This window comes from Hoeflea sp. (genome assembly GCF_984452065.1).
The window spans coordinates 24,864-35,859 of the sequence record NZ_CFHWAF010000035.1; the positions used below are offsets into that span (position 1 = coordinate 24,864).

Genomic DNA, 10,996 nt, shown 5'->3' on the forward strand with positions numbered 1-10,996 from the left:
ACATTGTCGGTGATTCCATTGGGTGATTTGTCGATCACATCCCGGTGCAACAGAAAATGTGCAAGTTCATGCGCAATAGTGAAGCGCTGTCGCTCACGAGCTTCATTCCTGTTAACCCGAATAATATACTGGTCGTCTTCGTTTGTTATCTGACCCGACACTCCGGTTCGCATGCTTGAGACCTTGATTGCGACTCCGAGCTCTCTGGCCAGTTGCCCAAGCTTTACAGGATATTCCGAAAGATATCTGTCTACGATTACTCGATGGTTTGGTTCGATTTTGTTGAGTTCTTTTTTGGTCATGACCGCTTCCTATCTATCGCCCGTATCGGTTGGGTCGAAGCCTTCTTCTAATTCTTCGAGAGTTTTTTCTGGCTTCAAATGTGCGAATGCAACCTCGTTGATTCTCGCCTTGATCACATCCTCTGAGAGAGCTTTGTCTGCTTCTTCCTCGACTGTTGTCTGAGCCATCTTTCTTGCCTCATCTTTGAGGTCTCGGAAAGTGAACGCTGCGACGACTCCGATTCCGATAGCAATAGCGGTCAATACAACCGTGATTGCAGTCAACAGGACGCTTACAAAGCTCAGATAAGTTGGCAGGCTAATCGCGGGAGCCTCTTGTGCACCTGGCAACCCGTCGATTTTGTCCACAACACCCAGCGATATCAGCAAATAACAGGTGATCAGCCCACCGATGAAGACGGCAATGTAGGCAACCACCTTCAATTTCTGGGCCCCATTCTTGCTAGTGTTGTCTAGTTAGACTACGCGTGTTCCGTAAATGTTCTCTTAACTATATAGGGAAAATTTCGAGGATTCACCAGAAAATTATTGCAAACTGTAATTCGCCACAGAGTGTGATTCAACCAACACATTCAATCTGCCCCGCCTCCACCATCTCTTTCCGTATCGCGTCACGCAGGTCGTAGAGCCCAGCGAGTTCCTCGAACTGCCAGTCGCGCAACGGTGATATCAAGCCAGCCTCACCCTCCGCCTTCAGCAGCTCAATATTTCTGATCTTGGCAAGCACCCGCTCGTACGCCGAGCGACGGTGAACCGCGCGGACCTGCTCCATGTGGCGCTCATGCTCGGATTACGGTGACAGTTTACAAAATCCCCATTTGCCAAGTTTCCGCCTCCGCTTTCCAGTGCGGGATATGGTCCGTTTGCCTTGTGGGCAGCGTCACTCCAACGACTTCAAAAACGCGATCAGGTTGCTGGCCTGATCCGGGTCGAAGCTGAACTGCGGCATGCTGGGGTGGCCGGTGACGATGCCTTCGACCAGTGCTTCCTCCAGCGCCTCGACGGGATAGTTCTCGTGCAGTTCGCGGAAGGGCGGGGCGATGGAGAGCGGGCTGGGGCCGATCTTCTCGATGGAATGGCACTCGGCGCAGTAGGTGGTTGCGATGAGACGGCCGCGCTGCACATCGACCGCGACCTGTGCAATGGACAATTCGACCGTGGCCAACAGAGCGGCGGCCGCAAAAAGACTGTATCTGATCATGTCAATCGATTCCCTCGTTTCCGGTTCAAAATGCCATGAAACCATGATGCGATCCAAGTGCCGGAAAGCCGTTATCTAAAGCGGATTTCTGGAATTCAGGTGACGGTTTGCCGAACCCGAATTGACCGTGGCTCAGGCGTGAGAGCACTCCCCTGCCAAGGGAGAGGTCGAGATTTCAAATCTCCCGCAGCGACATGAGAAATTCCCGTTTTCGAGATGACGGACCGCCGGCCTCTGGCAAGACCAAGTCAGGCTACCGATCGTGTATTCCTTGGCAGAACCTGGTTCGGCTTGACGCCATCGACGATCAGGGACGTGCAGGACAGTTCCGCGTCCTTGTTTCCCGGGTCGGCGTCGGCACTTCGAAGGACCTGTCCCTGGTCTCTGTCCCACGCGCTTTGGTGAAAGGCGCCGTCCCGCTCGTTCCCGACGAAATCATGCCGCAGGTCATGGCCGAGCATATCGAGCCCGCGCTCTCGGCCGGCGACACGCTGGTCTTCGCCAGCGGCTACAACATCTATTTCAAGAGGAGGCGGCGGACAGGGAGCGCCTGCGCGAGGTGATCGCCAGGATCAAGGACGGGCGCTTCGCCGCAAAATGGGAAGAGGTGCAGGAAAACGGCTCGGCGGAACTGGAGCAAGGCTACAAGAGGATGCGCGAGGATCCGATGATGGTTGAAGAGCGCGCGCTATAGGCGGCTCGGGCGGTTGTAGCCGGCGGTTCCCTGGCGCGGCGCACGTCTGCGCTTCAGGATTGTTGCACACCCGGCAAAATCAACTGTAACCTTTGAGGCCGAACGGGCATCTATTGCGACATGTCCGATATGTCTTTCCCAATCTGATCCTTGAAAGGAACCGCCGTGAACACCTCCAGCACAAAGCCGCCGCACGACTACAGCGATCTCAAAGCCGTCTATCTCAACACCACACTGAAGAAATCCGCCGAGGCCTCCCACACGGAGGACCTGATGAGGCGGTCGATGGCCATCATGTCGGAAAACGGGATCGCGACGGAGCTCGTGCGCGCCACCGACTACCAGATCGCCTTCGGCGTCTATCCCGACATGACCGAACACGGGTGGGACCGGGACGACTGGCCGCAGATCCAGGACAAGGTGATGGATGCCGACATCCTCGTCGTCGGCACGCCGATCTGGCTGGGCGAGGAATCGTCGGTCTGCCGGCTGGTGATCGAACGGCTCTACGGCTTTTCCGGCAATCTCAACCAGCACGGCCAGTATGCCTATTACGGCCGGGTCGGCGGCTGCCTCGTAACCGGCAATGAGGACGGGGTGAAGCACTGCGCCATGACGGTGCTCTATGCGCTGCAGCATCTCGGCTACACGATCCCGCCGCAGGCCGACGCCGGCTGGATCGGCGAAGCGGGACCCGGCCCGTCCTACGGCGATGACGGCATCGGCTACGACAATGAATTCACCCAGCGCAATACGACCTTCATGACCTGGAACCTGATGCACCTGGCGCGCATGCTCAAGGATGCCGGCGGCGTTCCGGCCCATGGAAACCAGCGCTCGCAATGGGAGGCCGGCTGCCGCTTCGACTTCCCCAACCCCGACTACCGCTGACGATAAAAGGGCCCGCGGGAGCAGGCTGCTGCGCGCTACTGCCCGTAACCGTCGAAGTTGCCGGACCAGCTCAGCGGCCACAAGCCCAGTTGCTGGGTGAACCAGGCCAAGCGGTTTTATCATCTGTTTCGACTGACGGGCAGGCTTCGGGCGCGCCGTAAATATCCCCGGCAGAGGTCGCAAACGGCATTGTCCGGCAGCGATTGTGGTTGTAACATTTCGTGTTCGGGTTCCGGGCGGGCAAAGCCCGCCGGATTAAAAGGGAACACGGTAGGGACGACCAAATGCGGGCCTGATCCGTGACTGCCCTCGCAACTGTGAGCGCGAGCCGCTTCCACGATGCCACTGGGGAAACCCGGGAAGGCGGGAGTTCAGGCGATGAAGCGCGAGTCAGGAGACCTGCCCGAGAAACCCTGAACAGGTGCGGCCCTGCCGCGCCGCCAATGCGCGACGGGTGCAGGAAAGGAAACATCATGCATATCGAACCGGGCGTCGTCGACGGCGCCAAACTTGCCCTGAGCTACGCAACCGCCGCCGGGGCCGGCGCGCTGGCCCTGAAAATGACCTATGACGACGTGAAGACCAATGGCGGCGCTGCGGCGCTTGCCATGCGCAGCGTCGCAACCACCGTTCTGGTCTTCAGCTTCTTCGAGATCTTCCCGCATTTTCCGGTCGGGGTGTCGGAGGTTCACTTCATCCTCGGAGCAACGCTCTACCTGATCTTCGGCGCCGGACCGGCGGCGATCGGCCTTGCTCTCGGCCTCCTGGCGCAGGGTGTTTTCTTCGCGCCGTTCGACCTGCCGCAATACGGCATGAACATAACGACGCTGGTGCTGCCGCTTTTCGCCGTCAGCCTGCTGGCCAGGAAGATCATTCCCGAGCGCACGGCCTACAAGGACGTCTCCTACAAACAGGCACTGGCGCTTTCGACCGCCTATCAGGGCGGGATCGTCGCCTGGGTCGCCTTCTGGGCCTTCTACGGCAGCGGCTTCGGCGCGGAAAACCTCGCGCAGGTCGGCACGTTCGGCATTGCCTATATGAGCGTGATCATCCTTGAACCGGTGCTCGACCTCGGCATCCTGGCGATTGCCAGGAATGTCGACGGGCTGAAGGACAGCCGACTCTTCAACCGGCGCCTTTACGGCGCCCCGGCCTGAACTGATGAAATGCCGGTACCCGGGAGCCTTTCCCGGATACCTCCAGGCCAGCGCCTTGCCAATAATCGCGCATAGGGGCTTAATGCATACCGGCGACTCAACCGGCGGTGTGTTGCCTGCGCGACCGACCGCCCCATTGACCGGAGGAATGAGCTGCGCGGCCAAATTCGCATCCTGATTGCGGCACTCTCCTATGACGAGGACGCGGAAGCCCTTGTGGGCTATCTGACGGCCTCGGAAGATATGAGCCGGATTGCCGTGCTTTATCAGGACGGCACCTTCAGCGCCCTGGATGCCGGGCTATGAACGACGCGGCCGGCAAGAGGAACGCGTCGCCGCAACCGGAGGCGCCGGGGCGGGCGGATGAGACCGTGGAGACGACGCGCACTCTCTTTGGAATAAAGCTGCAACTGTCCCTGGCATTCATTGCCATGACGGCCATGACTGCACTGGTAAGCGCCGTCGCGTGGCTGATCTTCGAGCAGATCGAGCAGTCCGTCGTCGAAATTACACGGCACAGCATTCCGGAAATCACTCTGGCGACACAGATTGCGGATGTGAGCGCGGACATGACGGCCTATGCGCCGACGATCACGGCAAGCCGGACCCAAAGCGAACGCATGCAGCGGCGCGAGAGGCTTGACGATGACGGCACTCAACTGCGCGATCTGGTGGGCCGGTGGAGACAGTTCCACGTGGCGTTTTCCGCCACCGGACGCTTGTCCGAAGCCACGGACAGCATTGGCCGGCAGATCGAGATCGCCGACCGCGCCGTGGAGGATCAGCTCAACCGGGCGGCATCCATCGGCCAGCGCAGCGCCGTTCTCGACAAGACGCATGCCGCCCTGCTCGACGCGCTTGAACCGCTGGTTGACGACGCCGTTTTCGAGATGGTGATCGAAAGCGAGCAAAGCGGCGCCGGCGAAACGCAGGACAACAGGCAGAACCTGTCGGCGATTATCGACACGGGCGTGATGTCGCTTTTGCACCTGCTGACGCTGCAGGCGGACGGCAACCTGGCGGTCGGTATTCTCCGGGAGGCGGCCGGCGCGTCGGATCCGGCGCTTCTGACACCCATGGCCGAACGCTTCAATGCGGTGTCGGAACGTCTGGAGCGGACGCTTCCGCTCATTCCCGCGACCATCGACCGGTCGATGTTGCGGCAGAATATCTCCGTCGTCATCGAATCCGGCCGGGGACCGGACAATATCTTCGATCTCAAGCGGTCCCAATTGCTTCAGGCCGAGGCGGCGCAGGCCGCGCTTGGCGAAATACGCCTGCAATCGGCGGCGATATCGTCGGCCGTGGCGGAACTCGTGAAGGCGGCCGAAAACGAAAGTGCGGAAACCGCTGCCACAGCGCAGGGCATTATCGGCGACGGACACAGGGCGATCATCGTCATCTCGATCGTCAGCATCGGATTTGCGATCCTGATGCTCGTGCTTTTCGTCGGGCCGCGTCTGGTGCGTCCCATCGAGGAAACCACCAGCACCATGTCCAGGCTGGCGGCGGGCGACACGGATGTCGCCATTCCGGGCCGCCACAGGCGCGACGAGATCGGCAGCATGGCGCGGGCGCTCGAGGTGTTCCGCGACATCACCATCGAGGTTCAGGAATCGAACCTGCGCGAGATCGAGACCGCAAGACGGCGTCTCCACGATGCCATCGAGAGCATATCCGAGGGCTTCTCGCTCTATAACAGCGAAGACCAGCTTGCGGTCTGCAACGACAAATACGGTGAACTGGTGCATCCCGAAATCGCCGATCAGGTCCGGCCGGGGATGTCGTTCGAGCAGATTGTGCGCATGTCGGTGCAGAACGGGCTTATTGAAGAGGCGCAGGGCCGGGAGGAGGAATGGCTGGCCGAGCGCCTTGCCATGCACCGCGATCCCGGCCCGCCGCACCTGATGAAACGTTCAAACGGCATGTGGATCATGGTGAGCGAGCGCCAGACGGCTGAAGGAGGCATTGTCGCCATCTATTCCGACATTACCGAGCTGAAAGAGCGTGAAAACGAGCTGGCAGCCAAGTCCAAGGCGCTCGAGGAGCTTTCCGGCCAGTTGTCGAAATATCTGTCGCCGCAGATCTATCAGTCGATTTTTTCCGGCAAGCAGGCGGCGACCGTCGCCAGCGAGCGCAAGAAGCTCACCGTCTTCTTCTCCGATCTGGAAGGCTTTACCGAAAAGGCCGACCGTATGGAGGCCGAAGACCTTTCGAACCTGCTCAACGACTATCTGACGGAAATGTCGGAGATCGCGCTCGACCACGGCGCGACCATCGACAAATATGTCGGCGATGCCGTCATCGCCTTTTTCGGCGATCCGGTCTCACGCGGTTTGCGCGAGGACGCTGTGGCCTGCGTGCGCATGGCGATCGCCATGCAGAAGCGACTGGAGGAACTGGCGCCCAAATGGGCCGGCTATGGCCTGTCCGAACAGCTCAAATGCCGTATGGGAATCTCGACGGGCTATTGCACGGTCGGGAATTTCGGCAGCGAAGACCGCATGGATTACACAATCATCGGCAGTCCGGTCAATCTTGCCTCGCGGCTCGAGACCGCCGCCAAGCCGGGCTCCATCCTGATGTCGGCGGAGACGCGCAATCTGGTTCACCAGGACGTTCCGTGCCGCGAATATGAAACGCTGGAAATCAAGGGTTTCGCCTATCCGGTCAAATCCTATCTGGAGCTTTTCGACGACGCGGAAAAGACCGACTATATCAGCGAGCGGCGCGGCAATCTGGCGATCGATGTGGATCTGGAGGCCATGACGGATCTTGAGCGCAAACAGGCAACCGAAGTCCTCGAAAAGATTGTCAACAGGCTCAAAGAGAGCGATAACCCCGCGAAAACATGAAGATGCGTATAAATTGCGGTCCTTGCCGGGTTCCGTCGGCCTGGAAACGGCAAACCACGGGAGCATGATCAGGAATTGAGCGGGCCGGTCAAAATCGGCAGGCGCGAGGTGCGATCCGGCCTGCTTGGAGGGTTGGCGGCGCTTCTTGTCTCACTGTTGCTGTGGATTGCGCCTGCAACGCTGCAGGAGCGCGTCAACCAGCCGGCCGTTGACGCTGTCGCCGCGCTTTGGCCGGCGCCGGTGACGGACCGGATCGTGGTGGTCGATATCGACAGCGCCAGCCTGAGAGATTGCGAGGGGCGGCGTTTGTCGCGGCGCCGGCTTGCGGACCTGTTCGAAGCCATCAACGCGCTCGAACCGGCGGTGATCGCCGTCGATCTGGTGCTGGAGCCGCCCTGCTCGCAGTTCGACCCGGATGTCACGCGCCTCCAGGCAGCCCTTGCGGAGCGGCCGGTGACCATGGGGTTCCTGTTATCGAGCGAGCCGTCCGGTGAACCGCCGCAGAAGAGCCCCGTCGCCGTCAGCCCGGATGTGCGGTTGCCTGAAGCCTGGGCCGCCGCGGGCGCGGAAACCTCCTGCAATCGCCTAGTCGAGGCGGCGGCGGGCCTTGCAACCGCCTCGCTCGCCGGCGATTTCGATGCGCGCATCCGCACGGCGCCGGCGGTGATCGCCGTCGGCAACCAGCCGTTTCCCTCGCTTGGCGTCGATGCGCTGCGGCTCGCGCAACGCGCCGGCGCGGTCTTCCTGTTCGGCGAGCCGCCCATGGTGCGCGTCGGCGATGTCACCGCGCGTCTCGACGATGCAGGCGACATCCGTCTGCTGCATGCATCGGCAAATCAGGAGGACGCCCGAACGGTAAAGGCGTCCGACATATTGGGCGGCACACATCCGCCCGATCTTCTTTCGGGCAAGATCGTCTTCGTCGGCTCAAGTGCCGCAGAACTTGGCGGCCTTCGGCCCGTGCCGGGCAATCCGGTCAGGCCGTCGGTGCAGATACAGGCCGATCTTGCCACCAACCTTCTTCTCGGAACCAGCCCCGTAACGCCGGCATGGGGCGGCCTCGCCTCCCTTGTCGCCGCCATATCGATCGGTATCGGGCTTGCGTTTCTCGGCGCGATGATGCGTCCGCTGGCCGCCGCCGGTTTGACACTCGCGGCCGTGGCCGGGTGGCTGGCCCTTTACGGTTTTCTTTATCACGGCGCTTATCTGATGCTTGAGCCGGTGGTTCCGGCCCTTGCGATGATCGCCGGCGCGATCGTCAGCAGCACGGCCCAGTTCTCGGCGGTCCGTCGGGCTGAATCCGTCATCCGTCAGCGTTTCGAGCAACGGCTTCCGGGCGCGGTCGTCAAGAAGCTCGTCGCCGAACCGGATCTGTTGAAACTGAAGGGCGAGCAGCGCATCGCCACGTCGATGTTTACCGATGTGGAAGGCTTCACCTCGACCACGGAACGGGTCAGCCCGCAGGACATGATCCAGCTTCTCGACCGCTATTTCGAGGGCCTGACGGGCATCATCATCGGCTATGGCGGCATGATCGACAAAACCATCGGCGACGGGATCCATGCCCTGTTCAATGCGCCCGTCGACCTGGAAAACCACGAAGAAGCGGCCTTGTCCTGCGCGCGCGACATACTGGCCTTTTCGGAGGCGTTCCGCGCCGAGGGTTTCGCCAGTGAGGCAGGCTTCGGCCGAACCCGCATCGGCATAGAGACCGGCGATGTGGTGCTTGGCGATGTCGGCGTTGCGGACCGTGTCGACTACACTGCCTTCGGCTCGTCGGTGAACACGGCGGCCCGGCTGCAGGACGCCAACAAGCGCTTCGGCACATCGATCCTGCTCGGCCCCGGCGTTCGCAAAAACCTCAAGGGTGATTTCGAAGATATGGGCGAGATCGAATTGCGCGGTATCGGCACGGTCCACGCCTACGGGATACGACCAAAGAGCATCGACGTTTAGGGGAAGTCGCGTTTAACCCGGCTCAACGCTGGCAAAAGCCTCGGCGATCCGCTCGTCCGACCAGCGCGCAACCCCGGATGCAGGCGCGCCCGGAGCCGCAATGTCGACCCCTTCCCCCGACGACAGGTCCTGTGTGGTCCCCGCCGCCGTGACGCTCACAGCGCCGCGCTCGACGAAGACGCCGAAGACACCGTTGCTCGGTCCGGCAAAAAACCGCGTTCCGCGCACGCCGAGCTGACCGAACACAGTGCGGATGGTCGTTGCCGTCTTCGGCTCGGTTTCCGGGCGGTCGAAGACCATCGCGCCATTGGAAAGATCGAAGGTGCCGCGAATGTCGAGAAGATATTCGTCGATGAGCAGCTCGGCATCCTCTCCCAGACGCATATCGGTTTCGTCGCCGAGGCGCATGGCAAGGAAGCTGCGGTTGCCGGTTCTGATCAGATCCCGGACCATGACATCGGCGCCGATGCGCAAGGCGACGGGCGCCGCACCGCGCTCCGCCGTGGCGTCTCCGGTAAGGGCGGTGACTTCACCGATCGCGTCCGCCGCAAGCAGGCCCGAAGGCAGCAACGACGCCGATGCCGCGACGGAAAGCCCGGCCAGGACGCGCCGGCGGGTGGGACGTCCGATAAAATGGTTACGCATATGATCTCCGATCAGGGTTCCGTGACGCTAGAGAGATATGCATCACTGTGCGCCTATTTAAGGTCTCACGTCTAGAGTCCGAGCATGGACGTGGTTATCGCGAAATACATCAGCAGCCCCGTCGTATCGACGATCGTGGTGAGGGCCGGGCCGGCCATGACCGCCGGGTCCTGCCTGATTGTCAGCGCAAACAGCGGCAGAAACGCGCCGATCACCGCCGATACGATCACCTGGACGGCTATTGCCGTGCCAATGGCAAATGCGATCATGTCGAGCGTCAGCCCGATGGGCACATCGGCACTGTTGGAAATGAACATCACCTTCAGCCAGGCAAAGGCGAACAGCATTGCCGCCAGCATAAGGGCGACCCGGATCTCGCGTGAGAGCACGCGAAGCCCGCTTGCCGCGGTCACGCGGCCCATCGCGATAGAGCGTATCAGAAGACCCGAGGTCTGGGTGCCGACATTGCCGCCCGTATCGGCGACCATGGGCATATAGAGCGCCAGGATCACCAGCGCATCGAGCGCGTTCTCATAGACATGAACCACGTAGCCGGCGAGCAGCCCGGCAATCGCCAGGCCAAGTATCCACGGGGCGCGGCGCAGAAAATCCCGCCATACGGGCACATTCAGATAGTCGCCCTGCGCCTCTCCGGCGACGGCGGCAAAGCGCGCCATATCCTCCGACGCCTCTTCCTCGAGACGCGCCGATGCGTCGGCATGGGATATGATGCCGATCAGGCGGTTTCCCGCGTCGACAACCGGCAGGACCGAGCGCCCGCTTTGGGCGACGCGGCGGGCGGCGTCCTCCGCCGGCATGCCGACATCGACCGCATCAACCGTTGTCAGCATAATGTCCCTCACGACAGCCTCTTTCGGGGCCGCAAGCAGTTCCCTCAGGCCCACGCGCCCGATCAGATGGTGTGCGCCGTCGACCACGAAGGCGACGTAAATCGTTTCCGCCTCGTCCTCGGCGACCAGTTGCCGCACCGCGTCGCTGCAGCGCGTCTCGGGCTCCACATCGGCATAACGCGAGTTCATGAGGCCGCCGGCAACCTCCTCGGAGTAATCGGCCAGACGGCCGATCTCGGTTCGCCGGTCGGTTGCGATCTTCGCACGGATCGGACCGCGGCGCACGGGCGGCAGCTTTCTGAGCAGTCGCGCCGCCTCATCGGGCTGAAGCGTTTCGAGGCGATGGATAAGTTCGTCGTCCGAGAGCGCCGCCAGCGCCTTTTTTTCCAGTTTGATGTGCGTATCCATGCGTTTTCCAGCCGGTTGAGATGATTTTTCGGGACG

12 protein-coding genes, 1 tRNA gene and 1 riboswitch are annotated in these 10,996 nt (G+C 61.3%); of the genes, 7 read left to right on the top strand and 6 right to left on the bottom strand.

Annotated features, from left to right (window positions below; genetic code table 11):
• The 4 genes from AC5E6N_RS09060 to AC5E6N_RS09075 form a co-directional block, all read right to left on the bottom strand.
• On the bottom strand, window positions 1-302 hold a 302-nt coding region (locus tag AC5E6N_RS09060), incomplete at its 3' end, for an ImmA/IrrE family metallo-endopeptidase (RefSeq protein ID WP_491747518.1).
• 9 nt (window positions 303-311) lie between these two features.
• Window positions 312-725: a hypothetical protein gene (locus AC5E6N_RS09065; RefSeq protein ID WP_491689111.1), complete on the bottom strand. Its 414-nt coding sequence runs from the start codon at window positions 723-725 to the stop codon at window positions 312-314.
• Window positions 726-861: 136 nt separating this feature from the next.
• On the bottom strand, window positions 862-1,074 hold the full coding sequence (locus tag AC5E6N_RS09070) for a hypothetical protein (RefSeq protein WP_491689112.1): 213 nt from the start codon (window positions 1,072-1,074) through the stop codon (window positions 862-864).
• A 108-nt stretch (window positions 1,075-1,182) separates the two neighbouring features.
• The gene (locus AC5E6N_RS09075) at window positions 1,183-1,503 is read right to left on the bottom strand and encodes a c-type cytochrome (protein ID WP_491747519.1); all 321 of its coding nucleotides are present in this window, start codon (window positions 1,501-1,503) and stop codon (window positions 1,183-1,185) included.
• A gap of 127 nt (window positions 1,504-1,630) precedes the next feature.
• Between AC5E6N_RS09075 and AC5E6N_RS09080 the strand changes: the two genes are divergently transcribed.
• From AC5E6N_RS09080 to AC5E6N_RS09110, 7 genes are all read left to right on the top strand, one after another.
• Window positions 1,631-1,692, top strand: a tRNA-Gly gene (locus tag AC5E6N_RS09080).
• Window positions 1,693-1,697: 5 nt separating this feature from the next.
• A complete protein-coding gene (locus tag AC5E6N_RS09085) occupies window positions 1,698-2,066 on the top strand; it encodes a hypothetical protein (protein WP_491747520.1) in 369 nt (122 codons plus the stop codon).
• A complete protein-coding gene (locus AC5E6N_RS09090; protein WP_491747521.1) occupies window positions 2,063-2,197 on the top strand; it encodes a hypothetical protein in 135 nt (44 codons plus the stop codon). Before AC5E6N_RS09085 ends, AC5E6N_RS09090 begins: the two co-directional genes overlap by 4 nt.
• Window positions 2,198-2,362: 165 nt before the next feature.
• Window positions 2,363-3,088 carry a flavodoxin family protein gene (locus AC5E6N_RS09095; protein WP_491689114.1) on the top strand — a complete coding sequence of 242 codons (726 nt, stop codon included), beginning with the start codon at window positions 2,363-2,365 and terminating at the stop codon, window positions 3,086-3,088.
• 210 nt (window positions 3,089-3,298) lie between these two features.
• A riboswitch (cobalamin riboswitch) is annotated at window positions 3,299-3,509 on the top strand.
• Window positions 3,510-3,561: 52 nt separating this feature from the next.
• Complete coding sequence (locus AC5E6N_RS09100; protein ID WP_491747522.1) at window positions 3,562-4,245, top strand: energy-coupling factor ABC transporter permease; 684 nt, start codon at window positions 3,562-3,564, stop codon at window positions 4,243-4,245.
• Between the two features lie 302 nt (window positions 4,246-4,547).
• Window positions 4,548-7,100, top strand: a complete 2,553-nt coding sequence (locus tag AC5E6N_RS09105; RefSeq protein ID WP_491747523.1) for an adenylate/guanylate cyclase domain-containing protein — start codon at window positions 4,548-4,550, stop codon at window positions 7,098-7,100.
• Between the two features lie 75 nt (window positions 7,101-7,175).
• The gene (locus AC5E6N_RS09110; protein ID WP_491747524.1) at window positions 7,176-9,056 is read left to right on the top strand and encodes a CHASE2 domain-containing protein; all 1,881 of its coding nucleotides are present in this window, start codon (window positions 7,176-7,178) and stop codon (window positions 9,054-9,056) included.
• Window positions 9,057-9,068: 12 nt separating this feature from the next.
• On the opposite strand, the gene AC5E6N_RS09115 is transcribed toward AC5E6N_RS09110, so the two are convergent.
• Window positions 9,069-9,701, bottom strand: coding sequence for a FecR family protein (locus tag AC5E6N_RS09115; RefSeq protein ID WP_491747525.1), 633 nt, complete (start codon window positions 9,699-9,701; stop codon window positions 9,069-9,071).
• A gap of 71 nt (window positions 9,702-9,772) precedes the next feature.
• The gene (gene mgtE, locus AC5E6N_RS09120; protein ID WP_491747526.1) at window positions 9,773-10,960 is read right to left on the bottom strand and encodes a magnesium transporter; all 1,188 of its coding nucleotides are present in this window, start codon (window positions 10,958-10,960) and stop codon (window positions 9,773-9,775) included.
• Window positions 10,961-10,996 lie beyond the last annotated feature (36 nt).